The organism is Sphingobium fuliginis (assembly GCF_015074805.1).
Lineage (GTDB): Bacteria > Pseudomonadota > Alphaproteobacteria > Sphingomonadales > Sphingomonadaceae > Sphingobium > Sphingobium fuliginis.
Window position 1 is genome coordinate 1070822 of record NZ_CP060036.1, and the last position, 25776, is coordinate 1096597.

The 25776-nt window shown below is 65.7% G+C and carries 22 protein-coding genes; 17 read left to right on the forward strand and 5 right to left on the reverse strand.

Annotated features, from left to right (window positions below; translation table 11 throughout):
- Positions 1-36: 36 nt before the first annotated feature.
- On the forward strand, positions 37-261 hold the full coding sequence (locus H5V43_RS20860) for a hypothetical protein (RefSeq protein ID WP_229742647.1): 225 nt from the start codon (positions 37-39) through the stop codon (positions 259-261).
- Between the two features lie 95 nt (positions 262-356).
- Entirely contained in the window at positions 357-3686 is a 3330-nt protein-coding gene (locus H5V43_RS20865; RefSeq protein WP_044661064.1) for a PAS-domain containing protein, read from the forward strand.
- On the opposite strand, the gene H5V43_RS20870 is transcribed toward H5V43_RS20865, so the two are convergent.
- Positions 3676-4233, reverse strand: coding sequence for a LuxR C-terminal-related transcriptional regulator (locus tag H5V43_RS20870; RefSeq protein WP_229742670.1), 558 nt, complete (start codon positions 4231-4233; stop codon positions 3676-3678). The genes H5V43_RS20865 and H5V43_RS20870 overlap by 11 nt on opposite strands.
- 59 nt (positions 4234-4292) lie before the next feature.
- The gene (gene acs / locus H5V43_RS20875) at positions 4293-6245 is read right to left on the reverse strand and encodes an acetate--CoA ligase (RefSeq protein ID WP_099186592.1); all 1953 of its coding nucleotides are present in this window, start codon (positions 6243-6245) and stop codon (positions 4293-4295) included.
- Positions 6246-6424: 179 nt separating this feature from the next.
- On the opposite strand from acs, the gene H5V43_RS20880 reads away from it, so the two are divergent.
- The 3 genes from H5V43_RS20880 to H5V43_RS20890 all read left to right on the forward strand — a co-directional run bounded on the left by H5V43_RS20880 (position 6425) and on the right by H5V43_RS20890 (position 10315).
- Positions 6425-7867: a DcaP family trimeric outer membrane transporter gene (locus H5V43_RS20880; RefSeq protein ID WP_025550014.1), complete on the forward strand. Its 1443-nt coding sequence runs from the start codon at positions 6425-6427 to the stop codon at positions 7865-7867.
- 14 nt (positions 7868-7881) lie between these two features.
- A complete protein-coding gene (locus tag H5V43_RS20885; protein ID WP_025550013.1) occupies positions 7882-9630 on the forward strand; it encodes an MFS transporter in 1749 nt (582 codons plus the stop codon).
- Between the two features lie 166 nt (positions 9631-9796).
- On the forward strand, positions 9797-10315 hold the full coding sequence (locus H5V43_RS20890) for a GNAT family N-acetyltransferase (RefSeq protein WP_025550012.1): 519 nt from the start codon (positions 9797-9799) through the stop codon (positions 10313-10315).
- 60 nt (positions 10316-10375) lie between these two features.
- Here the strand turns inward: H5V43_RS20890 and H5V43_RS20895 are convergent, their stop codons facing one another.
- Both H5V43_RS20895 and H5V43_RS20900 read right to left on the reverse strand, forming a co-directional pair.
- Positions 10376-10963 (reverse strand): outer membrane protein, encoded by a 588-nt coding sequence (locus H5V43_RS20895; RefSeq protein ID WP_025550011.1) that lies wholly within the window; start codon positions 10961-10963, stop codon positions 10376-10378.
- 285 nt (positions 10964-11248) lie between these two features.
- Positions 11249-11929 (reverse strand): spermine/spermidine synthase domain-containing protein, encoded by a 681-nt coding sequence (locus H5V43_RS20900; protein WP_025550010.1) that lies wholly within the window; start codon positions 11927-11929, stop codon positions 11249-11251.
- Between the two features lie 72 nt (positions 11930-12001).
- Here H5V43_RS20900 and H5V43_RS20905 point away from each other — a divergent pair, with 72 nt between their 5' ends.
- The 8 genes from H5V43_RS20905 to H5V43_RS20940 all read left to right on the forward strand — a co-directional run bounded on the left by H5V43_RS20905 (position 12002) and on the right by H5V43_RS20940 (position 17441).
- Complete coding sequence (locus H5V43_RS20905) at positions 12002-12454, forward strand: hypothetical protein (RefSeq protein WP_007686433.1); 453 nt, start codon at positions 12002-12004, stop codon at positions 12452-12454.
- A 61-nt stretch (positions 12455-12515) separates the two neighbouring features.
- On the forward strand, positions 12516-13661 hold the full coding sequence (locus H5V43_RS20910; protein WP_025550009.1) for a cupin domain-containing protein: 1146 nt from the start codon (positions 12516-12518) through the stop codon (positions 13659-13661).
- 6 nt (positions 13662-13667) lie between these two features.
- Positions 13668-14243 (forward strand): pseudouridine synthase, encoded by a 576-nt coding sequence (locus H5V43_RS20915; protein WP_025550008.1) that lies wholly within the window; start codon positions 13668-13670, stop codon positions 14241-14243.
- A gap of 86 nt (positions 14244-14329) precedes the next feature.
- Complete coding sequence (locus H5V43_RS20920) at positions 14330-14746, forward strand: acyltransferase family protein (RefSeq protein ID WP_084694358.1); 417 nt, start codon at positions 14330-14332, stop codon at positions 14744-14746.
- Between the two features lie 72 nt (positions 14747-14818).
- Positions 14819-15196: an acyltransferase family protein gene (locus H5V43_RS20925; protein ID WP_044661060.1), complete on the forward strand. Its 378-nt coding sequence runs from the start codon at positions 14819-14821 to the stop codon at positions 15194-15196.
- Positions 15197-15866: 670 nt separating this feature from the next.
- Positions 15867-16013 carry a hypothetical protein gene (locus tag H5V43_RS20930; protein ID WP_171407208.1) on the forward strand — a complete coding sequence of 49 codons (147 nt, stop codon included), beginning with the start codon at positions 15867-15869 and terminating at the stop codon, positions 16011-16013.
- A gap of 31 nt (positions 16014-16044) precedes the next feature.
- Positions 16045-16392, forward strand: a complete 348-nt coding sequence (locus tag H5V43_RS20935) for a hypothetical protein (RefSeq protein WP_025550005.1) — start codon at positions 16045-16047, stop codon at positions 16390-16392.
- Positions 16393-16565: 173 nt separating this feature from the next.
- Positions 16566-17441, forward strand: a complete 876-nt coding sequence (locus H5V43_RS20940) for a Ros/MucR family transcriptional regulator (RefSeq protein WP_044661059.1) — start codon at positions 16566-16568, stop codon at positions 17439-17441.
- An 85-nt stretch (positions 17442-17526) separates the two neighbouring features.
- Here H5V43_RS20940 and yaaA read toward each other — a convergent pair whose 3' ends face one another.
- Positions 17527-18279, reverse strand: coding sequence for a peroxide stress protein YaaA (yaaA, locus tag H5V43_RS20945; protein WP_025550004.1), 753 nt, complete (start codon positions 18277-18279; stop codon positions 17527-17529).
- 253 nt (positions 18280-18532) lie between these two features.
- On the opposite strand from yaaA, the gene H5V43_RS20950 reads away from it, so the two are divergent.
- The 4 genes from H5V43_RS20950 to bcsA all read left to right on the forward strand — a co-directional run bounded on the left by H5V43_RS20950 (position 18533) and on the right by bcsA (position 25774).
- The gene (locus H5V43_RS20950; RefSeq protein ID WP_025550003.1) at positions 18533-19903 is read left to right on the forward strand and encodes an FAD/NAD(P)-binding protein; all 1371 of its coding nucleotides are present in this window, start codon (positions 18533-18535) and stop codon (positions 19901-19903) included.
- A gap of 479 nt (positions 19904-20382) precedes the next feature.
- Positions 20383-20712, forward strand: a complete 330-nt coding sequence (locus H5V43_RS20955) for a hypothetical protein (protein ID WP_025550002.1) — start codon at positions 20383-20385, stop codon at positions 20710-20712.
- Positions 20712-21449: a cellulose synthase operon protein YhjQ/BcsQ gene (locus H5V43_RS20960; protein WP_025550001.1), complete on the forward strand. Its 738-nt coding sequence runs from the start codon at positions 20712-20714 to the stop codon at positions 21447-21449. Before H5V43_RS20955 ends, H5V43_RS20960 begins: the two co-directional genes overlap by 1 nt.
- Entirely contained in the window at positions 21449-25774 is a 4326-nt protein-coding gene (bcsA, locus tag H5V43_RS20965) for a UDP-forming cellulose synthase catalytic subunit (protein WP_193666836.1), read from the forward strand. Before H5V43_RS20960 ends, bcsA begins: the two co-directional genes overlap by 1 nt.
- Positions 25775-25776: the final 2 nt, after the last annotated feature.

Below are 25776 nucleotides of genomic sequence, written 5' to 3' on the forward strand. Positions count from 1 at the left end.
GGGACGCTGGTGCGCATGCCAAGAGAGGAGGAAAGGATGGTCCGTATGCTTTTGATCGCAGGCAGCCTGCTTGCCGGGGCCTGTTCGGGCGAGACCCCGTCCGACCGGAATGCAGTCAACGGATCGGCCATCAACCGCGCGGACGATGCGCCGGGCAATGGCGCCGCAGGACCGCTGCCGACCAGCGGATCTGGCGAGGTGCCGCCCAACGCGCCGGGCGCGGATAATCAGGCGACGGGCTCCAATATCAGCGACCGATAAGGCGGAATTGCCGGAACCGGGCGCTCCGCGCACCGGCGGAAATACGACCTCTTCGGCGCATTGTTCCGGCGTCGTCGAGCCAGTAGAGATGGGCCATGAGTCTGCTTTCGGCGGCCCTTCTCGCGCTCGCGATCGTCCTGCTGCTGTTCGGGATCGCCACCATCGTCGAAAGGCGCGGCGGCCTTGCGCTCGGCCGTTATGACGTGCGCCACGGCGCCTATGCGCTGGCGCTGGGCGTCTATTGCTCAAGCTGGACCTTCTACGGCGCGGTCGGGAGCGCCGTACGCGACGGCTGGCATTACCTCCCCATCTATCTCGCGCCGATCTGCCTGCTGATCGTCGCGCCCCGTTTCCTGCGCAGGCTGGCCGAGGCGGTGGCGGAGGAACAGGCAACCACCGTGTCCGACTTCATCGCCGCGCGTTTCGGTCACGATGTGGTCGTGGCCCGTCTGGTTACGGTCATCGCCTTGCTGGGAACAGTGCCCTATGTCGCGCTGCAATTCCGCTCCATCGGCAGCGCGATCTCCATCGTGACGGGCCGCCCCGTCGCGACGCTGACCATGCTGACCGCCGCCTGGCTGCTGGCGCTTTTCGCCATGCTGTTCGGCGCCCGCCGGTTCGAACTGGCGGGGCGCAGCGAAGGCCTGGTCTATGCGATCGGCATCGAATCCCTCCTCAAGATCGTCGCGCTGACCACGGTGGCCGTCCTCGCCTTCGTCCTGCTGGGACAGGCGGACCCGACGGACCTCAGCCGCGGCGTCGCCATATTGTCCGCCAATTTCCGGCCGGAACGGTTGTCGATCGAGGTCGGCATCATCTTCCTCATCTCCGCCATGACCGTCATCGTCCTGCCCCGGCAATTCTACATGGGCCTGGTTGAGGCGCGGGAAACGGGCGATCTTGTCGGCGCGCGCTGGGGACTGGCCGCCTATCTCGGCGCGATGGCGCTGATGGTGTTGCCCATCGCGCTGGCCGGCGCAAGCCTGCTGCGCGGCGCCCAACCCGATCTCTACATGCTGGCCCTGCCCGGAATGACCGGACAGGGCATCGTGCTTGCCCTGGCCCTGCTGGGCGGGATCGCGGCGGCGGCGTCGATGGTCGTGGTCGATTCGACCGCGCTCGCGACCATGGTCTCGAACGACCTCCTCTTCCCCACCCTGCTCGCGCGCGAGAATGGCGGGGAAGCGGGCGCCGGGGCGCTCGGCCGGCGCATGCTGCTCGTGCGGCGCCTCTCCATCCTCGCCATCATCGCGGCGGCGCTCGCCTGGGCGCTGCTGGTTTCGGCCGAACAGTCGCTCGCCTCGATCGGCCTTGTCGCCTTCGCCGCCATGGCGCAGTTCACGCCGCACCTGATCCTGGCCACCTATGCGCCGGGTCGCGATGCGCTGGCGGCGCGGGCAAGCCTTGCCGTCGGCCTTGTCATCTGGTTCTACACCCTCGCCCTGCCGCCCATATTGCCGCCCGCCTGGCTGGATGCGCTGGAGGGAAGCGCCGCCGATCCCCTGCGCCTCTTCGGCATCGGCGCCGCCTCGCCGCTGGTGCATGGCGTGGCGTGGAGCCTGGGCGCGAACCTTCTGGTCTTCGGCCTGGTCGCCGCGCGCAAGGTGAAGGCGCCCGTCCTGCCCCGCTTGGGCAGCCAGCGCCCGATCACCGACCTGGCCGAACTGGCGCAGCTCACCGCCAGCTTCATTGGTGAAGAGGAGGCTGCCCGCGAATTTCCGGCGGCCATGCGGGGCACGCCCATCGACAGGCGGTCGGCGCAGCGCGCCCGCACGCTCATCGCGCGCGTCGTCGGCGCTTCCTCCGCCCGCGCGCTGGTCGCCTCGGCACTGGCCGGGGGGCAGATGAGCCTTTCCGACGTTACCCGGCTGCTGGGCGAGCGCGGCCAGTCGCTGCGCTTCTCCCGCGAACTGCTCGCCGCGACCTTCGAGCATATCGATGCCGGCATCAGCGTGGTCGACGCCGACATGAACCTGATCGCATGGAACAGCCAATATCTCGACCTGTTCGACTTTCCTCCCGGCTTCCTGCGGGTGGGCGTGCCGATCGCAGAACTGATCCGCCATAATGGGCGGCTGGGCGATTTCGGCGACGAGGACATAGAGTTCCACGTCAGGAAACGCCTGCGGCACATGCGCCGCGGCCTGCCCCACAGTTTCGAGCGGCGGCGAAAAGACGGCCGCGTCATCAAGACCATCGGCGGGCCGATGCCCGGCGGCGGCTATGTCACCAGCTTCATCGACATCACCGAGGATGCACGCATCCGCGACGAGCTGGGCCGCACATTGGGGGAACTGGAAACCCGCGTCGCCGACCGCACACGCGAACTCAACGAGACCAATTTGCGCCTGGCCGAGGCGACGAAGGACAAGACCCGATTCCTCGCCGCCGCCAGCCACGACCTGCTTCAGCCGCTCCACGCCGCGCGGCTGTTCACCGCCGCCCTGCAACGCGAGGTGGAAGGAACGCCGCACATCCTTGCCGAACGCATCGACAGCGCGATCATGGCGGCGGAAGGGCTGCTTCGCGCTCTCCTCGACATCAGCAAGCTCGATGCCGGCGGTGTCGAGCCCAGCCCGGAGCCGATCGACCTTACGCCGTTTCTCACCAGCCTTGCTGAAGGATTCGCGCCGATGGCGAAGGAGAAGGGGCTGCGCCTGCTGACCGGTCCCCTTTCCGGCCATCTCGATACCGACCCGGGACTGCTCCGCTCGGTCCTCCAGAATTTCGTCTCCAACGCCCTGCGCTACACGCAGCAGGGCGGGATATTACTGGGCGTCCGGCGCAGGGGTTCGATGATCCGGATCGACGTCGTCGATAGCGGCGTCGGCATCGCCGCCGACCAGATCGGGACGATCTTCGGAGAATTCACCCGGCTCGGCGCGCTGGACGTCGAGGGACTCGGCCTTGGCCTCGCCCTTGCACGCCGCATCGTCCGGCTGCTCGGCGGGCGGATCGAGGTGCGGTCCGTGCCCGGAAAGGGCAGCCGGTTCAGCCTGCTGATGCCTGCCGCAACCGGGCCAGCCGCGCCGGCACCGGCACCGGGGGCGCAGGCCCCCCTTCCGGCGGCGAGGGGTCTGGCCGTGCTGGTGGTCGATGACGATCCGATGATCGTAGCCGCGACCGAGGCGCTGCTGGCCAGCCTCGGCCATCGGCCGCTGGCCGCCGCCGAAGGCAGGACCGCCCGAAAGCTCGCGTCCGCAGCCGACGCCGCGCTGGTCGACTTCCAGCTTGGGACGCAAGAGGACGGCCTTGCCCTGATCGCGGCGCTGCGGCGGGAGCATCCGGGATTGCCCGCCGCGCTGGTCACGGCGGAGGACGATGCGAGCCTCGCCACCCGCGCCGCCATGCTCGACATCGCCTTCATCGCCAAGCCTGCGGCGCCGGAGGCGATCTCGGCCTTCCTGGCCCGCGTCAGTGGTTGAGATCGAGCCCCAGCGAGCGCGCGACCAGTGCCGCCTGCGTGCGGTTCTGCACATCCAGCTTGCGCATGATCGCGGTCATATGCGCCTTCACCGTCGCTTCGGTCACCATGAGGTCGTGCGCGATCTGCTTGTTCAGCTTGCCGTTCAGCACCTCCAGCAGGACCTTCAACTGGGTCGGCGTCAGGGATGCGATCTCCTTCTGGACCGCATCCTCGGGTCGCGGCGGAGCGGGCGGGAGCCGGTGGCCGCCCAACGCCCGCGCGATCGCCGCCTCGATCGCGGGCAGGTCGCTATCCTTGGAGAGGAAGCCGACGGCGCCCAGCGCCTGGGCTTCCTCCGCCGCCTTGGCCCCGTCCGCGCTTGAAACCACCAGGATCGGCACGTCCGGCTGTTCCGCATGCAACAGCGCTATGCCCGAATAGCCGACCGCGCCCGGCATCTTCAGGTCGAGCAGGATGAGGCGCAGGCCCGTGGCCCCGCTCGCCGCCTGAACGGCGCCGGCGAGCGTCCCCGCTTCGATGATGCTGGCCCGCGGAGCGACCTTCATCACCGCCACCGCCAGCGCCTGACGGAAAAGCGGGTGGTCGTCCGCGATGAGAATCGTTTCTATTGCGCCTCTTCCAACCGTGGTCTGTTCGCCAGCAGATTATCGACCACGGTGGGATCGGCAAGCGTCGACGTGTCGCCCAGGTTGGAAACGTCGTTTTCCGCGATCTTCCGCAATATGCGCCGCATGATCTTGCCCGAACGGGTCTTGGGCAGGCCGGGGGCGAACTGCACCACGTCCGGCGATGCGATGGGGCCTATTTCGCTGCGTACCCAGCGTATCAGCTCGCCGCGCAGGGCGTCGTCCGGCTCGACATCGGCATTGGTGGTGACATAGGCGTAGATGCCCTGCCCCTTGAGGTCGTGCGGCATGCCGACGACGGCGGCCTCGGCAACCTTGGGATGGGCGACGAGCGCGCTCTCGATCTCCGCCGTGCCCATGCGGTGGCCGGAAACGTTGATGACATCGTCGATGCGGCCGGTGATCCAATAATAGCCGTCCTCGTCGCGCCGGCATCCGTCGCCGGTGAAATAGCGCCCCGGAAAGGTCGTGAAATAGGTCTGGAAAAAGCGGTCATGATCGCCCCAGACGGTGCGCATCTGCCCCGGCCAGCTATCCGCGAGGACGAGGCAGCCTTCGCCCGCCCCCTCGATCAGCCGCCCGTCGCCATCGACCAGTTCGGGCCTGACCCCGAACATCGGCAACGTCGCTGAGCCCGGCTTGAGCGCGACAGCGCCGGGCAGCGGGCTGATCATCGCGCCGCCGGTCTCGGTCTGCCACCAGGTGTCGACGATGGGACAACGCCCTTCACCCACGACCTGATGATACCATTCCCACGCCTCCGGATTGATCGGTTCACCGACGCTGCCCAGCAGCCGCAGGGACTTGCGGCTGGTCTTGCGCACCCATTCGTCGCCCTCGCGCATCAGCGCGCGCAGGGCGGTGGGGGCGCCGTAGAAAATCTCCACGCCGAACTTGTCCACCACCTGCCAGAAGCGGGATGCATCCGGGAAATTGGGCACGCCCTCGAACATCACGGTCGTCGCGCCGTTCATCAGCGGCCCATAGACGACATAGCTGTGGCCCGTGACCCAGCCGATGTCGGCGGCGCACCAGTAGATCTGGCCGGGGCGATAATCGAACACATATTGGTGCGTCATCGCCGCCCAGACGGCATAGCCGCCGGTCGTGTGCAGCACGCCCTTCGGCTTGCCCGTCGAACCGGAGGTATAGAGGATGAAGAGCGGGTCTTCCGCGCCCATCTCCTCCGGCTCGCACTCCGCGGGCTGGGCTTCCACCGCCGTGGCCCAGTCGATGTCGCGCCCCCCGACCATCGCCACATCGGCGCCGGTGCGGCGCAGCACGATGACGGTATCGACATCCGCGCAATGGGCGAGGGCGGCGTCGACATTCGCCTTCAGCGGAACCTTCCTGCCGCCGCGCAGGCCCTCGTCGGCGGTGACGACGATGCGGCTCGCGCAATCCTCGATGCGGCCGGCAAGCGCTTCGGGCGAGAAGCCGGCGAAGACGATCGAGTGGATCGCGCCGATCCGCGCGCAGGCCAGCATCGCGACCGCCGCCTCCGGCACCATGGGAAGATAGAGGGTGACGCGGTCGCCCCGCCTGACGCCCCGCGCCTTCAGCAGATTGGCGAAGCGGCATACCGCCTCATGCAGCGCGCGATAGCTGATGCGCCGTTCGGGCTCTGCCGGATCGTCGGGCTCCCAGAGGATCGCGATGGCGTCGCCACGCTCCGCCAGATGGCGGTCGAGGCAATTGGCGGACAGGTTGAGCGTGCCGTCAGCGAACCAGCTTATGCCGAAATCCTCCGCCGAAAAACTGGTCGCCTTCACCTGGCTGAAAGGACGCATCCAGTCCAGGCGCTGCGCCTCCTCCGCCCAGAAGCCATCCGGATCGGTGATCGAGCGCGCATACATCTGCCGGTATCGCGCGGCGTCGACCAGCGCTTCGTTCGCCCAGTGGTTGGGAACGGGGTAAATGCCCTGGTCCATAGTCTCGCACTCCTTTCCTTGATCGCTACCGATCCGTGGGCGGCATCCTAATTGCCGCAGGCGCACATCGGACCCCCGACGAAGGTCGAACATGTCCGACCATGGTTCGGCTGTCGCGCCACGGCGGCATGCGCGATCCTGACCATAGCCGGAACACAAGCCGGATCCTGGAGAGGTCGATGCCAAAGCCGAACAGGCCATTATTGCGCGTGCTGCTGGGGGCGAGCGCGCTCGCCGCGCCCCAGTTGGCCGGCGCGCAGACCATGAAGGAGGCGGATCTCGCCGCGCGTCTGGAACGGATGGAGAGCGAGATCACCCAGCTCCGGACGGAACTCGCCGCCGCGCGCAGCCAGCAGGACGAAACCCGCGCCGCCGCCGCCGACGCCACCCGCAAGAGCCAGGAGGCTTCGGCGCAGATGAGCCGACTGGCGGACGGCACGCCCAGGCTTGGCTTCCGCTCTGGCAATAGCAATGTCGTCCTGTCCGGCTATGTGAAGCTGCTCGCGAGCAGCGCCCGCTACAGCGGCGGCGACGATCCGAGCAACACGCTGGGGCGCGACCTCTATCTGCCGCAGTCCATTCCCGTCTTCAATCCCGCCTCCCCGACTTCCCCCACCCATGTCACCGATTTCTCGGCCAAGCAGACGCGCTTCTGGGTGGATGCCACGACCAAGCTCGGCAAGCATGCGCTGAAGGCCTATATCGAATTCGACTTCCAGGCCGCGCCCGGCACGCCCCAGGCGCTGGGCCAGGGCACGCAGCGCACGACCAACGCCTATGACCTCGCCATGCGGCGCGCCTTCATCCAGCTCGATCGCTGGACCTTCGGGCAGGATTTCACCAATTTCTCCAACCCCGCGATCTTCCCGGAGAGCACCGACTATGTCGGGGGCGTGGACGGCCTGATCTTCGTGCGCCAGCCGATGGTGCGCTACAGCCTTCCGCTGGGCCACGGCCTCGCCTTCCATCTGGCGGCGGAAAATCCGGAAACGGCTTCCGCCACCGCCGGCGCACCCGCCCTCGTCGAAAATGGCGAGGACCATGCGCCCGACATAACCGGGCGGCTGGAATATGCGGGCGGGTTCGGTTTCCTCGACCTTGCGGTGCTGGGCCGCCAGTTGCGCGTCGACAATGCGAAAACGGGCGCAGCCCATATCGTCGATTCCCGCCTGGGATGGGGCATCAGCGCCGCCGGCAAGATCTTCCTGGACGACAGGCATGGCAGCGACATCCGGTTCCAGGCAAGCTATGGCGAAGGGATCGGCCGCTATCTCGGCCTGAACTTCGGCCCGGACGCGGTCCTCCAGGCCAATGGGGAACTTGCCCGCGTCCGCAACCTCGCATTGTTCGGCGCGGGCCGCTATGCGCTGGACGACCAATGGCGCGTCAACCTGATCGCCAGCTATCAGCGCATCTTCTACGCCGACGATCTCGATCCGGCGACGACTTCGGGCATAGCGATGTTCAATCGCCAGGCGTGGAGCGTCGCCGGCAACCTCTTCTATTCCCCGGTGAAGAACGTCGATCTCGGCATCGAGTACCGGCATGGCGAGCGCCGGCTCGTCAACGATCTCAACGGCCATGTCGACCGGTTCGACGTCGCGGCGAAATATAATTTCTGACAGGAGGGACGGTTATGGCTTCGACATATGACGGACTGCCAAAACATCATGAGGCGACGCGAAGCGAAAAGCTGATCATCACCGCCAGCTCGCTCGGCACCGTGTTCGAATGGTATGATTTCTACCTCTACGGGCTGCTGACCGCGATCATCGCGGCGCAGTTCCTGACGGGCCTCAACCCGACCACCTCCTTCATCATGGCGCTGCTGATCTTCGCGTCGGGGTTCATCGTCCGTCCCTTCGGCGCCCTCGTCTTCGGCCGCATCGGCGACCTGTTCGGGCGGCGCTACACCTTCATCATCACGCTGCTGGTCATGGGCCTGTCCACCTTCCTGGTCGGGTGCCTTCCCACCTACAAGTCGGTCGGCGTCGCCGCGCCGATCATGCTGGTGGTGCTGCGCATGTTCCAAGGGCTGGCGCTGGGCGGCGAATATGGCGGCGCGGCGACCTATGTCGCGGAGCATGCGCCCGACAACCGGCGGGGCTTCTACACGAGCTGGATTCAGATCACCGCGACCGCAGGGCTCGCCATGGCGCTGCTGATCGTGATCACCGTCCGATCGCCCATCACGGGCGTGGGCGAGGAAGCGTTCAAGGAATGGGGCTGGCGCATTCCCTATCTGGTCTCCGGCCTGTTCCTCGTCCTTGGCCTTTGGCTGCGCCTGAAGCTGCATGAATCGCCCGTTTTCCAGAAAATGAAGGCGGAGGGCACAGGCTCCAAGTCCCCGATCAAGGAAGCCTTCGGTGAGTGGAAGAACCTCAGGATCGTCTTCATCGCCTTTTTCGGCGCGATCGCGGGCCAGGCGGTGGTCTGGTATTGCGGCCAGCTCTACGCGCTGTTCTTCCTGGAGAAGATGCTGAAGATCGACGGCCTGACCGCCAACACGCTCATCATCATCGCGCTCCTCATGGCAGCGCCCTTCTTCCTGTTCTTCGGCTGGCTGTCCGACCGCATCGGCCGCAAGCCCATCATCCTTTCGGGCTGCGCCCTGGCCGCGCTGACGCTGTTCCCGGTCTTCCACCTGCTCACCGACGCCGCCAATCCGGCGCTGGCCCGGGCACAGGCAGCCGCCCCGGTCACGGTCACGGCCGACCCGGCGGAATGTTCTTCCCAGTTCGATCCGGTCGGCGCGAACAAGTTCGACACGACAAGCTGCGACATCGTCAAGAACGCACTGGCCAAGGCGGGCGTCAACTACACCAACGTCGTCGCCGCGCCCGGCACAGTCGCAACGGTCGCGGTCGGCGGCAGGCGCTTCACGGCGCCCGACCCGTCCCGGCTTTCGGGCGACGCGAAGAAGGCGGCCATCGCGGCCTTCACCGCCCAACTGATCGGCGCGCCCGCCAGCCCGGCCAGGGCGGCGGAGGGCGACAAGCCTGCCGTCGCGGCGCGCCCTGCCGTCGAGGGTGAACTCGCCAGAGTCGGCTATCCCGGCAAGGCGAACCCGGCCGAGATCAACAAGCCGCTCGTCGTCGCCCTGCTCTTCTACCTCGTGCTGCTGGTGACGATGGTCTATGGTCCGATCGCCGCCATGCTGGTCGAACTGTTCCCCAGCCGCATCCGCTACTCCTCCATGTCGCTGCCCTATCACATCGGCAATGGCTGGCTGGGCGGGCTGCTTCCGGCGATCGGCTTCGCGATGGTCGCGGCGACCGGGGACATCTATTACGGTATCTGGTACCCGGTGGTGGTGGCGGCGGCGACCGTCGTCCTGGGAATGATCTTCCTGCCCGAAACCTTCCGGCGCAATATCGACGCCTAAGGCGTTTTCCCAGCAGACGGGATCATCTGCTGGCTTGGAAAACGCGGTAAAGCAAAGGCCTGGAGGTTCCCTGCCGGCGCACCCTGATCCTTCCAGATTGTCGAGGATCAAGGTGCGCCGTCGGTCCGACAGCTACTCTGGCGCCGTTGACAAGGGAGACAGTTTCATGACCGACGCCAAGACCATCCTCAGCCTGCCGACCCGGTCGGGCCTCCAGCTCCATGTCCGGCCTGCGGAGGAAAGCGACGAGACGCTGCTCGCGGCCTTTTTCGACAAGGTCAGCGACGAGGACCGACGCTTCCGCTTCTTTTCCGCCGTGCCCCATGTCGGTCATGAGCAACTCGACCCGCTGATCCATGCCGACCATTTCCGCAGCGAAAGCATCCTGGCGTTCGATGGCGCCACGGGCGAACTCGTCGCCTCCGGCATCCTGGCCTGCGACAATGCGATGGACACGGCCGAAGTCGCCGTATCGGTGCGCGGGGATTATAAGGGCCGGGGCGTCGGCTGGGCGGTGCTCGAACATCTGGCCGGCGAGGCGCAGAAGCGCGGCGTGCGGCGGGTGATCTCGATCGAGAGCCGCGACAATCACGGCACCATAGAATTGGAGCGGGAAAAGGGCTTTGCGGTCGAACCGGTGGAAGGCGATCCGACGCTGGTCATCCTCGCCAGATCATTTCGCTGAACGGGCAAACCAGATGCCGCGGGAGCGGCGTCCCGATGGGGCGCCGCTCCCGCGTCCAAGTCAGAAGCGATAGCCGACGACCAGCGCAGCCTGGTGGCGCTCGGGCTTCACGTCGAAGACGCGCTCATAGCTCGAATAGCGATATTCGAGGCGGGCAAGGAAACCCATCACATTGGTTTCGACGCCAGCGCCCAGACGATAGCCCTGAAGGTTGCCCGAGGCGGTCTGGATCGTGGCGCCGTTCTGATAGGAACCCTTGGCACGGGCGTTGGTGTAGCCGCCCTTGGCATAGAGCATCACATTTTCGGCAACCTGGCCGCCGATGCGAATGCCGGCATAGAGATCGCGGCCGGTGCGCGCGCTGACGCGATCGCCGGCGACGAAGACGTCGGTGCTCGAATCCTTGGTGTCGGAATCGGCATATTCGCCTTCAATGCCGAACACCGCGCCCCGCAGGTTGATGTCATAGCCGATGACGCCGCCATAGAGCAGCCCGGTGTCATGCGCGTCCGCGCCGAGATCGGCATGGTCGGCACCCACGACGGCGCCGACATAGGGGCCGGAGAAGTTGGAGCGCACCGCGTCCTGCGCGAAGGCGGGAGAGGCGAAAGAAGCCGCGACGGCGGCGATGGCGATGATCTTCTTCAAGTCAATATCCTTCGAGAAGCTTCGAAATCCAGAGGGTGCCGCACTTAGAATTCGAATAGTCCCGCGTAAACCGCCGGTCGGTCTTCATTGGTCGCAACAGCTTGTCCTTGTTGCACAATTGCACCAGCGACGTCGCCGATAAGCCCGTATGACGGACGATCCTTCTCATCGGATCGTGAGGCCGGGATTTTTTTATGAGAGGACGGAACCATTATTGCTGTTGTTCGTGCAGGCGCATTCCCATGCCGCGCTGACCCTGTTCATGGGTCACCCCGGACGTTTGCGCTATCGGGACGCTCTTTTCGTGGCGAACCAGATGACGTGCCGTGGCCCCTTGCCGTTGCTGCGGGCGCGCACGGCAACCTCTTCGACCGTCAGGCCAGCGCGGGAAAGGCGGCGGGTGAAGCTCGCATCGGGAGCGGCGGACCAGATCGCCAATATGCCGCCGGGCCTGAGCGCGGCGATCGCAGCCGCGATCCCCTGCGCCGAATAGAGACGGTCGTTCGCCTGGCGCACTAAGCCGTCCGGCCCATTGTCGACGTCGAGCAGGATGGCGTCGTACAGCCCCCGCGCCGTGCCGATCAGATCGGCCACATCAGCCTGGACCAGCCGCACGCGCGGATCGTCCAGGCAACCCGCGGCCAGTTCCGCCATCGGCCCGCGCGCCCACTGGATGATCTCCGGCACCAGTTCCGCCACGGTGACGGTTGCCGTGCCGTCGAGCGCCGCCAGCGCCGCGCGCAACGTGAAGCCCATGCCATAGCCGCCGATCAGCAGATGCGGGCGCGCCCGGCCGCGCAGCCGTTCGCAGCTCAGATTGGCGAGCGCCTCTTCCGACCCGCTCATCCGGCTGCTCATCAGTTCGTTGCGGTCGAGCACGATCATGAAATCCCCGCCTCGGCGATAGAGGGTCAGTTCCTCCCCGCCGGGAACCTGCGCCGTTCCGATGAATTCGCGTGCCTGCATACCAACTACTCCCGGCGGGTCCGCCGCCAGCGGGGGCTTTACGGCAATGCGGCGCGGCGTCAAAGGAGCGAGATGCGATATTTCCTCGATACAGAATTCAACGGCTTCGGCGGCGACCTCATCAGCCTGGCGCTCGTCCCCGAAATTGGAGACCAGGATTTCTACGTCTCGCTTCCCCTGCCGGCCGAAATCCATCCCTGGGTGGAGAAGAATGTGATTCCCTATCTGCGCTTCGTGCCGCCGGGCGTCGACCATCAGTTGAACCGGGTGGAGGCCGCCCAGCATCTGGAAGCCTATCTGGCGCATGACCGCGATCCGCTTATCATCGCCGACTGGCCCGATGACCTCGCCCATTTCTGCGCCCTGCTCGTGACCGGCCCGGCCGAGATGATCAGGCTGGACGGGCTGCGCCTTGAACTCATCAACGGCGCGGGGTTCAGCGCCGCGTCCAACAGCCGGATGCCGCACAACGCCCTCCATGATGCGCACGCGCTCAAGGACTTCTACCTGAACTGGGCCGTCTGAACGGCGCGCTGGCGCGGTTCCTTTCTTTGACAGCGGGTGCAGGACGGCGCATGGGCGGGGCATGCACCTCGCCCGTTTCGACATTGACCTGTTCCTGCGCCACCATTGGCAGAAGCGCCCGCTGCTGATCCGCAACCCGTGGAGCGCGTGGCGCAACCCGCTGGAGCCGGACGAGCTGGCCGGCCTCGCCTGCGAGGAGGGCGTCGAATCGCGCCTCATCACCCGGCAGGCGGATAGGCTCGCCATGGAAAGCGGCCCGCTGCCGGAGGATCGTTTCACCGAACTCGGCGACGCCTGGACACTTCTGGTGCAGGCGGTCGACCATCATGTGCCCGATGTCGCGGCGTTGATCCAACCCTTCCGCTTCATACCCGACTGGCGCATCGACGATGTGATGGTCAGCTATGCTACCGACGGGGGCGGCGTCGGGCCGCATTTCGACCAATATGACGTGTTCCTGGTGCAGGGCCTGGGCAAGAGGCGCTGGCGCGTCGGCCCGCGATGCGATTCCGCAACGCCGCTGCTGCCGCATGACGACCTGCGCCTGATCCCCGATTTCGAGGCGACGGGGGACTATGTCCTCGAACCCGGAGACATTCTCTATGTCCCGCCCTGCTTCACGCATGACGGCGTGGCGGTGGGCGGGGACTGCATGACCTATTCCATCGGCTTCCGCGCGCCGTCCCGCGCCGAACTAATCGAAAACTGGTGCCGGCATCAGGCCGACGACATGGTGGACGAGGATCGCTATGCCGATCCCGACCTCATCATCCAGCCCAATGCCGGTGAGATCGCGGCGTCGGCCCTCGACCGGATGCATGCCATGGTGCTGGAGGCGCTGTCCGACCGCCGCGCCTTCGCCCGCTGGTTCGGCCTTTACAACAGCCTGCCCAAGTCGGCGGACATGGATTGGCGGCCGGATGAGCCGGCGGACGAAGCGACGGTGCGCGCCCTTCTGGCTCAGGGCGTGCCGCTCAGCCGCAATCCCGCCAGCCGCTTTTCCTTCATCCGCCAGGGAGAGCCGGAACTGCTGCTGTTCGTGGACGGCCATGGCTTCGATTGCGACGGCGACACGGCGCGACTGGCCGAGGGGCTGTGCATGGAACCGGCCATGGTCGTGGATGCGGAACTCGCGGCCTCCGCCGCCGTGGTCACGCTGGTTGCGGCGTTGATCGACCAGGGCAGCCTGGCGTTCGATGCGGACTGATCCGTCATGGCGCTGATCCTGTTCAACAAGCCTTATGGCGTGCTCTGCCAGTTCAGCGATGAACGGACGGGCCCGCCCCGTCCGACGCTGGCCGCCTATATCGACCGCCCCGGCTTCTATCCGGCGGGCCGGCTCGACCTCGACAGCGAGGGATTGTTGCTGCTGACCGACGACGGCCGCCTGCAGGCGCGGATAGCCGACCCGCGTTTCAAGATGCCCAAGACCTATCTCGTGCAGGTGGAGGGGGACCCGGACGGGGCGACGCTGGCGGCGCTGCGGCGTGGCGTGCGCCTGAAGGACGGCCTGACCCTGCCCGCGCAGGTCGAACGCATCGACGCGCCCCCCCTCTGGCCCCGCGATCCCCCGGTCCGGTTTCGCAAGAGCGTGCCGGATTGCTGGCTGAGCCTGACGATCCGCGAAGGACGCAACCGACAGGTCAGGCGCATGACGGCTGCCCTGGGGCACCCGACTTTGCGGCTGGTGCGGTGGCGGATCGGGGACTGGACGCTCAACGGCATCGCGCAGGGACAATGGCGCGAAGCGGCGGCAGAACAGGGCAGGGTCCGACCAGGCGCGCAGTAGAGTGTCCCGCCCATCCGATATAACCGGATCGCCGCGCCAGAGCATATTCCAAGCAGGAGCAATCCTCTGCCGACCCGGAAAAGGCGGTGAAAACACAGATCCAGAGCGGCCGAACCGACGGGTCGAAATCTGGTCTAGTTCAAGCTAAAGGGTATGCGCAACGTCGTGCGAATATCGCTGGCATCGTCGGTTGCGCCCACTTCGACCGTCCAGTTGATCATAGCTGGTCTCCAGACCCGTTGGTCCATTATTCGCTCAACGGCCCCTCCTGGAGCCTGTCCGACGAGCTGTTCTTCTATGCGCTTTTCCCATGGCTTTTGAAATGGCGCGAGCCGGTGCTGCGCGCGGTCTTCATCGCCGGCATGGTCCTGATCGTGGCGGGAAGCTGTTTTACAGCCCTTACGGTCGCGGGTTATTCGCCATGGGTGGACTGGATCTTCTATGTGTTCCCGCTTACCCGGCTGTTCGAATTCATCGCGGGCATCCTGCTGTGCCGGGCCTAGCGATCGGGCATCGGACGACGATGGGCGACGAGCGCAACGGAAGCGCTTGCGGCCATTTCGCTGCCGGCGACCATGGTCGCCGTGGAATGGTTCGCAGTTCCCCTCGCTTTTCGCTACCAGCTCATCTTCCTGCCGCCGATGGCTGTCCTGATATTGATATTCGCCCATGGTCAGGGCGCATTATCGCATCTGCTCCGCCAGCCTGGGCTGCAATCGCTGGGAGCGGCCTCCTTCGCTCTCTATCTCGTTCACCGGCCGATGATCACATTCATGGAAAGGTGGTCAGGCGCCGGGGCCGCAAGCGATATTGCCTTGGCGATCACCATGCTGCCGATGGCCATGCTTGCGTCCATCCCTGGCTTCGCCCTGCTGGACCGGCCGGTGCAGCATTGGCTCCGCCGTCGCGAGACATTCACGGTAAAGCGCAAGGCATTCGCCATTCGGCAATGAACAGGCTGCTGCGAGCATCGATGCCCCGCGGCTTGGCCAAGCGGTAAATCGTTCCTCATGGAATCGGGCCTCATCGATCTTTTTCCCATCGACTTAGGGAGACGTCGGACGAATAGTCGCAGGAACTGCAACGCAACCTCGATAGCGAGAGGAACAAGCTTGTCGTCGAGCCCTTCTACAGGCACGAGAAGATCGATGCTCCATCAAGAGCCCCTTCGACCTCCGCGCCGTGGGCGGCCCAGACCCGTTCATCCGGTGATTTAATTCGGATTGACGACTGAAGACTTCCCCCGCGTTTTGGCAGCGGGGCCGACACGCCTCGCTGCCACGCCATAAATGGTCGGACCATGCCCGAATAATATTTCTCATATAATATCATTGCTGAAAACAGGATGGAGGTGCAACAGCATCTTCGTCGACCTGTTCGGACATGGTTCATAGCCTGACATGCTTCGTGGCAAACCCATCGAAAATTCGCGACACGCCGCAACAACTCAGCGCCCGCAGGTTCAACATCGGTCAAGGCGCGGAGCCGTTCCGCCATGGCCGCGGCGGCCATTGTCCGCGACGCCCAAGGCGCAGCTTGATCTGGGTGATTCCTTTTGCGGTTGCCGGAAGCAAACAGGGCCCGCATAGCGGTTGCATGGACGAGAAGACGACGAATCTGATCATGGCTATTCTCAGTCGGGCGCCGCAATGGATCAGGCACGACCTGCTGTCCAAGGATGCGGGCGTCAAGCAGCGGGCGGAGGAGACGCTGGCCGCCATGATCGCCAACGCCCTCGCCACAGGAACCGACGACTCGACGGCGAGTTAGGGAGGAAGTCCGTTCCAACAAGGCTCCAGCAATGACATGCCGCTCTTTCCCCGGCGCCCTCATGCCGATGGCCGCCATAGTGGCGGCCGCCGCGACCCTCGCGCCGGCAGGCGCACAACGCCCGGACGCCGACATGGAGGTCCAGTGCGCCGCCGGACGGCGCTTTTCCGTCCGCGCCGATGCCGACCGCGCCACGGTCGTCTGGAAGGACGGGCAGCTCACGCTCAAACGCGGGGCAATATCGCTGGGCCGATATTATCGAAGTCCCCGGGCGGCCCTCATCATCGACGGCGACTATGTGTCGTTCGTGCCCAGGGGCGACCGGAACTGGCGCGACTGCCGCCTCATGCCCAGGACCGATGTCATTGAGAAGGATTGATGCCCGATCACGCACGCCGATTTGACGATCATGGAACGGGATCGACTTTCCGACATTGGATCGATTGCCGGCAAATACAGGCATAGAAGACCATTTACTGGAAATCCGACATTTACAATCTGCGTCGATTTGCGCAAATAGCGCTAACATCCTCCTGAAACGGGTTCGCTCACATGGCCGACGAAGACAAGAACGACATCACTGCCCTTACCGTCCAGTTGCTCAGCGCTTATGTCTCGCGAAACAGCGTTCCGAGCGAAAGCTTGGCCGATCTGATCAAGACCACCCGCACGGCGCTGACGGAAAATGCCACGGCGACCATTGCCGAGCCCGCTGCCGAAACCTTCACGCCTGCGGTTTCGGTGCGCAAGAGCCTCGCCTCGCCCGATCATATCCTCAGCCTGATCGACGGCAGGCCGTACAAGACCTTGAAGCGCCATCTGGCCGCCCATGGCCTGACGCCGGAACAATATCGGGAACGCTACAAGCTGCCCAGCACCTATCCGCTGGTGGCGCAAAGCTATTCGCAGGCGCGTCGCGCCGTCGCGGAAAAGGCCGGCCTGGGCCGTAAGCCGGTCGTCGCTACGAAGGCCGCAGCCCCTGCGAAGGCAGCGGCCACTCCGGCAAGCCCGGCCGCCGCGCCCAAATCATCGGAAAAGGCTGCTCCCGCCGCCGGGTCCGATGCGCCGGCGAAGGCCGCGGCGCCTGCTAAGGCCGCAGCGCCAAAGACGAACAAGGCGAAGGATGGGCCCGCCCCCGTCATATCGAACCGCGGCAATCGCGCCGCGGCGCCGGCCTCCGCCAGTAAGGACAGGAAGGAGCCGCGCCAGCGCCTTTCGATCGCCGCCGCCAAGGGCGACAAGGCGGACGGCAAGGCTGCCGCCGCTTCCAAGGCGCCTGCGCAGGAAAAGGCCCCGGTAAAGAAGGCCGCTCCTGCGAAGGCCAATGGAACCGCCAAGCCCAAGTCGCTGAAGGCGGCATTGGAAGCAGCCAGTTCGCATCTGGGCGGCGAGGAAAAAACGCCCGAAGCCGCAACCGCCAAATCCTGATCATGGACGGGAAGCGAGCGATCACGATCTCGCTTCCCATCCGGCCATCCGGGCGGTCGTAGCAACGGAACGGCGGTAAGCCCGCTCAGGTCCGAGTGAAGCGCCAGCGATCGGGCTCGCTCTCCCCGGCATCGAAGCGATAGCCGTCGCTGTCGAAGCCGCGCATCGCATCGACGTCGGTTATGCGATGCTCGCACATCCATCGGGCCATCATGCCCCGGGCGCGCTTGGCATTGAAACTGACGAAGCGCGGTCCGTCGGGACCGGGCTCGCGAAAATCGACGTCGATGATGCGGATGCCCGCCAGCTTGCCTTCCACCGCCGCGAAATATTCCTGGCTGGCGAGGTTGAGGACCACGCCCGACCCCTCCTCCGCGATCTGCCCGCGGAGCAGTTCAGCGATGCGATCGCCCCACCAGTCGGTCAGCTTCTTGTGGCGCGGCGCCCAGCGCGTCCCCATCTCCAGCCGGTAGGGCCGGATCGCGTCCAGCGGCCGCAACAGGCCATAAAGGCCCGACAGCATCCGGACATGGTCCTGCGCGAAGGCGACCGCCGCTTCGTCCAGCGTACTGGCTTCGAAACCTGTATAGACATCGCCGGCAAAGGCGAACAGAGCCTGCCGTTCGGGCAAGTCGGCAAAATCGCGGAAGCGGTCCGCATTGAGCTTCGCCAGGCGCGGCGAGATATGCATCAACTCCGACAACCGCTTCTGCGAAAGGTTGGCGGCCGATCTGGCCAGGCCGCGCGCCTCTTCGGCGAAATGCGGGGTGGTGACGGGCAGGGGCGGCAGCGCGCGTTCGAAATCAAGCGTCTTGGCGGGGGATAGCAGTGCGATCATGCCAGCCTCCGTAGCGAGCGGCCGCCCATGCGTCAAAATGCCGTTGCACAGCATATTGCCGACGGCGTTCCATGACGCCGGATCGGCATTGCCGCGACCCTTGTCCACAATGGGGCTTGCCCCTATTGCCTGTCCGCTCCTAGGCTTGGGAAATGCGTTCGGGCGGAAGGGGTTGGGACAGTTGCGATCCTGCTTCTTCCATGGTCCGCCGCGCCATCCGGGCCAACCGCTGTTATGGAAAAATGCCTGATCCATGCTGAAGGTCGATCACGCCGCCATTATCGGAGGAGGGTTCAGCGGCACGCTGCTCGCCATCAACCTGCTTCGTCATGGTGCGTTGCGCGTGACGATGGTGGAGCGCCATGAAGAACGGATGGGCCGGGGCCTCGCCTATGGAGCGGCGCATGCCGGCCATGTTCTCAACGTGCGCGCCGCCAATATGAGCGCCCTGCCCGACAGCCCCGATCATTTCACCGACTGGCTGAAGCAGCAGGGACTGGGCCAGGAAGGCAGCTTCGCCACCCGGCGCGACTATGGCGCCTATCTCAGCGCCATGCTGGACGAGATGCGGGGGCAGGCCGCGGACAGGCTGACCATATTGAACGGCGATGCCGTCGACCTGCAGCTGCGCGACGACGGCATATGCGTCGTCCTGCGTTCCGGGGGCGGGATCGAAGCCGACATCGTGGCGCTGGCGCCCGGCAATCTGCCGCCGCACGACCTGCCCGCCTTTGCCGGATTGCGCGACAGGGACGGCCCCGAGAACGCCGTCTATGTGAACGATCCCTGGGCGGCGACCATCGCGGCGGGCTTGCAGGACAGCGATCGGGTGCTGCTGCTCGGCAGCGGGCTGACGGCGGTGGATTGCGCGCTCAGCCTGGACCGCGCCGGATTCCGGGGGCGGATCGTCGCCCTATCCCGCCGTGGGCTGGCGCCGCAAAGCCATGCGCCGGCGCCCCCTTATGCGCCGCGCAGCGACCGGCCGAAGGGCGCCGCTTCCGCGCTGGTCCGGACGCTGCGCAGACGCAGCGCGGAAATCGGCTGGCGCAATGCCGTGGATGAGCTTCGCCGCTTCACCCAGGATATGTGGCGGGCCGCCAGCGCGGAGGAGCGCAGCCGCTTCCTGCGCCACCTGCGCCCCTATTGGGACGTGCACCGCCACCGCATCGCACCGCAGGTGGCGGAGCGGCTGGCGGCGATGCAGGCGGAAGGACGGCTGGAAATCCGCGCCGCGAAAGTCGTGCAGGCCGTTCCGGAGGGCGGCACGATCCATGTGCATCTGCGTCGTCGTGGCCGGGAAGAGGGCGAGACCGTCGCCTTCGCCAGGGTCGTCAATTGCACTGGCCCGCTGGGCGACCTGCGGCGCACCGACGATCCGTTGCTGCGTCGCCTGGCATCGCGCGGCGACATCCGTCCCGATCCGTTGGCGATCGGCATCGATGTCGACCGCCAATGCCATGCCATAGCCCGCGACGGATCGGCCCAGCCCCGCCTTTTCGTCGTCGGCCCGATGACCCGCGGCGCCCATTGGGAAATCGTCGCCGTTCCCGACATCCGCCGCCAGGTTTGGGAACTGGCCCGGGAGATCACGGGCGCCCATTGGGTCGAGGCCGAGGGTTTGTAGTAAAGCCCGATCCCCGTCTTGCGGGATCGGCCACCACTTCATGATATGGTCCTGATGAAGTCGCCTATCCGGCGATGATGCGCCAGTGATTCCAGCTTGTTTAACACTTGTCCGGGTCGCAAGGGAAATGACCGGCCTTTATCCGTCAGCCGCCCGATCATGATATTCCCTTTATAATCCAATCCGGTTCAGGTGGAAAAAATGCCATGAATCGAGCCGCACCTGTATCTCATTGGCACAAAACCGATCCTTGCTGCCCGTGATCGTTACGGATGAGACATGACGGAAAAGCCCGCTGGAATGTATTTGCCGACATATACCGTTCAGAAACAGTCTATTAGCGAAACGATCGGCATATCTTTCTTGATCCATATCAGCTTTCAGTTTTTTGTCGCATCCCACTGTCATTCTATTAAGAAAGATATAGTAAATTAGCTATAAGCAACAAACTACTTACCGTTCACGCATATGGGGGGCCAATGCGCCGCGATGCTCGCAAACTGCTGGAGAAGCTGAACCGCAAGGACTTCGCCTATCGCGAATTTGAGGACCGGTTCTCGGAAACGGAATTATGGCCCATTTTCGCGGCCGTGCTGGGCGACCAGAAGGTGGTGGGCGATGACGCCGCACGGCTGCCCGTCCGGCAGGTCCAGCAGGACGAACGGCCCGCCCCCGCCACCAGGACATCGCAGCCCCCGGCCGCGCCGAATCAGATCTTCGCCCAATATGGCGCGCCCCAGCGGCGGGCGGCGCCGACGAACAATGTCGACCTCAAGGAATTCTTCAACCGCTTCTCGGAGCTGGATTGATGGCCGTCATCCTGCTTCAATCGCCCAAGGGGGGCACCGGCACGACTTTCCTGGCGGCCCAGCTCGCCCTGCACCTTGCCGGCAAGGGCTATGAGGTCAACGCGCTCGACTGCACCTTCCAGGATTCGCTGAAGATGCATTTCGGCTTCATGCCGGCGCAGGCCGTGCCGGAATGGGGCGCGGGCGGCGGCGAACCGCTGGTGGCCTTCGGGGTCAGCGTCATGCAGGGCCATGGCCAGAGCCGCTCCGCCGCCTTCGCGGCCCGGGTGGACCGGGAGTTCGAGCGGATGTTCGATCCCGGCCATATCTGGATCGTCGATGTCGCATCGGAGGACCGGCACCTGCTGGAACTGCTGATGCCCCGCTGCGTGCTGCATATCTGTCCCCTACTGCCCACTGCCGCCTCTCTCGCCACGCTCAACCGCCTGAGCGAGACGGCCCCGGCGATGAAGCTGGACCGCACCGTCTTCGTCCTCAACCAGCTGGACGACCGGCAGAAGCTGTCGCGCCACAGCCACAGCTTCGTCCGCGACCTGTTCGGGGACCAGTTGCTGGCCACCATCCGCCGCGACGAGGCCGTCAACGAAGCGCTCGCGCGGTTCGAACTCATCAGCAAATATGCGCCGCCGAGCGCCGCGTTGCAGGACCTGCGCCTGTTCGCCGACGCCGTGGAAGAGCGCATCGGACTGAAACCCGCCCCGGGAGAGGCGAACATCGAGGTTACAGGAGACGCCTGATGTCCCTCCCTTCCCAACTCGCCCCGCAGGCCCTTCTCAGGCTTGCGGCGGGGCTCTTCGTGGCTGCCGTCGTCATCGTCGTGGTGACGGTGCCGCTCGACCTGGAATCGCAGTGGATATTCGCGCTGACCACCATGGCGGGCGTGATCCTGTTCAACCGTTCGCCCGGCAAACGGTCGACCATCGCCATCGGCATATTGTCGCTGCTGGTGTCCACCCGCTATCTGTTCTGGCGCACGACGCACACGCTGGACTTCGACAGCCTGCCCGCGGCCCTGCTGGGCACCGGCCTTTATCTGGCGGAACTCTACGCCTGGGTCATCCTGGTCCTGGGCCTGTTGCAGACGAGCTGGCCGCTGGACCGCCCGGTCGTGGAGATCGAGGGCGAGCCCGATCAATGGCCGGTCATCGACGTCTATATCCCCACCTATAATGAGAGCCTGGCGATCGTCCAGAACACGGTTTTCGCGGCGATGGACATGGATTATCCGCGCGACCGCTTCCACGTCTATATCCTGGACGACGGCCGCCGCCCCGAATTCCGGGCCTTCGCGCGGCAGGCCGGCTGCGGCTACCTGACGCGGGCCGACAATCTGCACGCCAAGGCGGGCAATCTGAACGCCGCGATGAAGAAGACCGACGGGGAACTGATCGCGATCTTCGACTGCGACCACGTCCCCACCCGCGCCTTCCTGCAGATGACGGTCGGCTGGTTCCAGAAGGACGCGCGGCTGGCGCTGATGCAGACGCCGCACCATTTCTATTCGCCTGATCCGGTGCAGCGGAACCTGGGCAATGTGAAGGAACTGCCGGGCGAAGGCGACCTGTTCTACGGCGCGGTGCAGAAGGGCAACGACCTGTGGAACGCGACCTTCTTCTGCGGGTCGTGCGCGGTCATCCGCCGATCCGCGCTGGAGCAGACCAACGGCTTTGCCGGCGAGACGGTGACGGAGGACGCGCATACCGCGCTGAAACTGCAGCGCATGGGCTGGAACACCGCCTATATCGGCATCCGCCTGTCGGCGGGCCTCGCGACCGAGCGGCTGGTGCTGCATGTCGGCCAGCGCATCCGCTGGGCGCGCGGCATGACGCAGATCATGCGGATCGACAATCCGCTGTTCGGGCCGGGCCTGAACTGGCACCAGCGGCTTTGCTACCTGAACGCGATGCTGCATTTCCAGTTTCCGCTGCCGCGCATCGTGTTCCTGACGTCGCCGCTCGCCTATCTGATCGGCGGACAGAACATCATCCATGCGTCGGCCGCGCTGATCTTCGCCTATGCGCTGCCGCACCTGTTCATCTCCACCATGTCGAGCGAGCGCATCCAGGGCGGCGACCGGCGGCCCTTCTGGGGCGAGATCTACGAAACGCTGCTCGCCTTCCATCTGGTGAAGCCGACGCTGTTCACGCTGCTGAACCCGCGCAAGGGCAAGTTCAACGTGACCGACAAGGGCGGCCTGCTGGACCAGACCTATTTCGACGGCACCACGGTGCGGCCGCATGTCATCACCGCGCTGCTGCTGGTGTTCGGCGTGATCTTCGGCTTCGTGAAGCTGAACTTCCCCCTCCTGTTCGACGCCCAGTGGGACACGGTGCTGCTGAACACCGCATGGGCGAGCTTCAGCCTGCTGATCCTGATCGCGGCGATTTCGGTCGCACGGGAACAGCGGCAGGTACGCGAGAATATCCGCATCACCGCGCAAATGCCCGTGACGCTCTATTTCGACGACGGCTATGTCGTCGACGGGACGACCGTGGACATTTCATTGGGCGGGCTGGCGGCGGAGCTGCCGGACGGTTTCGCGCTCCAGGGGCGCAAGGTCACGGACATCTCGCTGCCGATGGGCGACGAGACGCTGACCATTCCGGTCGACACGGTTCGCCTGGATAACGGCCGGGCCAAGCTGCGCTTCCAGCCGCTCGACATGGTGCATGCCCGTCATCTGGTGCGCGCCGTCATGGGCCGCGCCGATGCGTGGCAATCGGACAAGCCGCTGGCGCCGGTCGCCGGCCTCAAATCCATCAGGGATATTTTCAGCGTGGGCATCGACACGATCATCGACATATGGCGCCTGCCGCGCCGCCGGAAGAAGGCGATGCGCGCCATGGCCGCCGCCGCGGCCGCCGGGGCGCTCGCCACCACTTCCGCCAATGCGGTTCCCGCCGTGCCGGCGAGCACCCCCGCCGCGGCCACGCCGGTCCCGGCGGCGGGCGGCAAGCCGCAGCGGCTGCTGCTCAAGGACCTGCAGGTCAAGAACCCCATCCGCCTCGCCGGAACGCGCGGCGAATATGGCATTCCCTTCGGCCTGCGCAGCAATCAGGTCGTGACCGGCGCCTCTCTGACCCTGGCCTTCAACTTCTCGCCCTCGCTGCTGGGCGACCTCAGCCAGATCGTCGTCCTGCTGAACGGAGAAGTGGTCAACGCCCTGCCGCTTCGGCCTTCGGACGGCACGACGCAGACGGTGACCGTGCCGATCAACCCGGCGCTGTTCCTGCCGGGCGACAATTCGCTCAACCTGCGCTTCATCGGCCATTACACCCGCGACTGCGAAGACCCCTTCCACAGCTCGCTCTGGGCCAATGTCAGCAACACGCGGTCGGTGCTGAACATCACCACCCAGTCGCTGCCGCTGAAGCCCGACCTCGCGCGCCTGCCCGCGCCCTTTTTCGACCGCAACGAGAATGTGGCGCTGAAACTGCCCTTCGTCTTCGCGGGCAAGCCCACCAATGGCGAGCTGGAGGCGGCGGCCAGCACCGCATCCTGGTTCGGCGGCATGGCCAGCTATCGCGGCTATTCCTTCAAGCCCAGCTTTGGCCAGATCCCCGCCGGCAACGCCGTGCTGTTCGTGACGCCGGGCCGCCGCATTCCCGGCATCAACCTTCCCGGGGGGTCCGCCGCCACCATCATCACCAATCCGGTGGACAGCGAGGGCCAGTTGCTGATCGTCAGCGGCAGCGACGAGAAGCAGTTGAAGCAGGCGGCCGCGGCGCTCGCCATCGGACGGGGCATGCTGGGCGGGGCGAGCGCGTCGCTGGACGGCGTGCGCCTGCCCTCCTTCCCCCGCTATTCCGCGCCGCGCTGGCTGCGCACCGACCGGCCGGTGCGCCTGGGCGAGATCGTGCCGCGCTATGCCCTGCAGGGCATCGGCCTGCCGCCCGGCCCGCTCAGCGCCGGTTTCCATGTCGCGCCCGACCTGTTCTTCTGGCCGCGCCAGGGGGCCAAGCTCGACCTGCGCTACCGCTATCCGTCCGCCCCCTGGCTGGACAAGTCCCGCTCGCGCCTCGACCTGTCGATGAACGGCCAATATCTGACCACCCTGCCGCTGACCGGCGAACATTGGTGGGACAAATGGTTCGGCGGCGGACGGCCCACGGCCTATACGTCGCGCGCCGACGTCGTGCTGCCGCGCTACGACCTGTTCGGCCAGAACTCGCTGGTGTTCGACTATAATCTGCTGGTCCAGTCCAAGCAGCGCTGCGAGGGGATGTTGCCCGACAATGTGCGCGTCAGCATCTTGCCGGAAAGCTCGATCGACCTCAGCCACGCCTATCATGCGCTGCACATGCCCAATCTGGCGAGCTTCGCGGGCGGGGGCTATCCCTTCACCGTGCGGCCCGACATGGCGGAGACGGTCGTCCTGCTGCCCGGCGATCCGACGGCCGCCGTGGTCGAGGCCTTCCTGAACGTCATGGGCCGTTTCGGGGACGCGACCGGCGCACCCGCGATCCGGGCCAGCGTCACCCGGTCGGTCGATGCCGCGCGCATGGCGGGCAAGGACATATTGGTCATCGGCCCGGTCCAGATCGCCCAGTCGGAATCGCTCTTTTCCGGCGCGCCCGTCTTTTACCAGGACGGCCGGCTGCGCGTCACCGAACGCACGCCGGTGGAGCGGGCCTTCGACCTCTTCTCCCCCTATGAGCGCAGCGACAGCGGCACGGTCGACGGCTTCTTCTCCGGGTCCGACAGCTTCAGCGGCATCGTCGGCTTCCAGTCGCCCTTCGACACCGGCCGCAGCGTCGTCGCGCTGCTGGCCAGCGATCCCGAAGCGCTGCCGGCGCTGGTCAACGGCCTCAACGACACCAGGATCAACGCGCAGGTGCAGGGCGATCTTTCGGTGGTGGACGGCGAAGGCATGGCGAGCTTTGCGGTGGGCGACGGCTATTGGGTCGGATCGCTGCCGGTCTGGATGAAGATCGCCTATTGGATGAGCCAGCGGCCGTTCCTGATCGCCCTGGGTGGCCTGCTGGTCGCCTTCCTCATCTCCGCACCGGTCTATCTGCTGTTCAAGCGGCAGGAAACCAAGCGCCTCGAAGCGGTGAAATGATC

What these genes read in the sequence shown, in the direction of transcription:
- H5V43_RS20860 (WP_229742647.1), top strand. Translation starts at nt 37, where the DNA reads ATGGTCCGTATGCTTTTGATCGCAGGCAGCCTGCTTGCCGGGGCCTGT.
- H5V43_RS20865 (WP_044661064.1), top strand. Translation starts at nt 357, where the DNA reads ATGAGTCTGCTTTCGGCGGCCCTTCTCGCGCTCGCGATCGTCCTGCTG.
- H5V43_RS20870 (WP_229742670.1), bottom strand. Translation starts at nt 4,233, where the DNA reads ATGAAGGTCGCTCCGCGGGCCAGCATCATCGAAGCGGGGACGCTCGCC.
- acs (WP_099186592.1), bottom strand. Translation starts at nt 6,245, where the DNA reads ATGGACCAGGGCATTTACCCCGTTCCCAACCACTGGGCGAACGAAGCG.
- H5V43_RS20880 (WP_025550014.1), top strand. Translation starts at nt 6,425, where the DNA reads ATGCCAAAGCCGAACAGGCCATTATTGCGCGTGCTGCTGGGGGCGAGC.
- H5V43_RS20885 (WP_025550013.1), top strand. Translation starts at nt 7,882, where the DNA reads ATGGCTTCGACATATGACGGACTGCCAAAACATCATGAGGCGACGCGA.
- H5V43_RS20890 (WP_025550012.1), top strand. Translation starts at nt 9,797, where the DNA reads ATGACCGACGCCAAGACCATCCTCAGCCTGCCGACCCGGTCGGGCCTC.
- H5V43_RS20900 (WP_025550010.1), bottom strand. Translation starts at nt 11,929, where the DNA reads ATGCAGGCACGCGAATTCATCGGAACGGCGCAGGTTCCCGGCGGGGAG.
- H5V43_RS20905 (WP_007686433.1), top strand. Translation starts at nt 12,002, where the DNA reads ATGCGATATTTCCTCGATACAGAATTCAACGGCTTCGGCGGCGACCTC.
- H5V43_RS20910 (WP_025550009.1), top strand. Translation starts at nt 12,516, where the DNA reads ATGCACCTCGCCCGTTTCGACATTGACCTGTTCCTGCGCCACCATTGG.
- H5V43_RS20915 (WP_025550008.1), top strand. Translation starts at nt 13,668, where the DNA reads ATGGCGCTGATCCTGTTCAACAAGCCTTATGGCGTGCTCTGCCAGTTC.
- H5V43_RS20925 (WP_044661060.1), top strand. Translation starts at nt 14,819, where the DNA reads ATGGTCGCCGTGGAATGGTTCGCAGTTCCCCTCGCTTTTCGCTACCAG.
- H5V43_RS20930 (WP_171407208.1), top strand. Translation starts at nt 15,867, where the DNA reads ATGGCTATTCTCAGTCGGGCGCCGCAATGGATCAGGCACGACCTGCTG.
- H5V43_RS20935 (WP_025550005.1), top strand. Translation starts at nt 16,045, where the DNA reads ATGACATGCCGCTCTTTCCCCGGCGCCCTCATGCCGATGGCCGCCATA.
- H5V43_RS20940 (WP_044661059.1), top strand. Translation starts at nt 16,566, where the DNA reads ATGGCCGACGAAGACAAGAACGACATCACTGCCCTTACCGTCCAGTTG.
- yaaA (WP_025550004.1), bottom strand. Translation starts at nt 18,279, where the DNA reads ATGATCGCACTGCTATCCCCCGCCAAGACGCTTGATTTCGAACGCGCG.
- H5V43_RS20950 (WP_025550003.1), top strand. Translation starts at nt 18,533, where the DNA reads ATGCTGAAGGTCGATCACGCCGCCATTATCGGAGGAGGGTTCAGCGGC.
- H5V43_RS20955 (WP_025550002.1), top strand. Translation starts at nt 20,383, where the DNA reads ATGCGCCGCGATGCTCGCAAACTGCTGGAGAAGCTGAACCGCAAGGAC.
- H5V43_RS20960 (WP_025550001.1), top strand. Translation starts at nt 20,712, where the DNA reads ATGGCCGTCATCCTGCTTCAATCGCCCAAGGGGGGCACCGGCACGACT.
- bcsA (WP_193666836.1), top strand. Translation starts at nt 21,449, where the DNA reads ATGTCCCTCCCTTCCCAACTCGCCCCGCAGGCCCTTCTCAGGCTTGCG.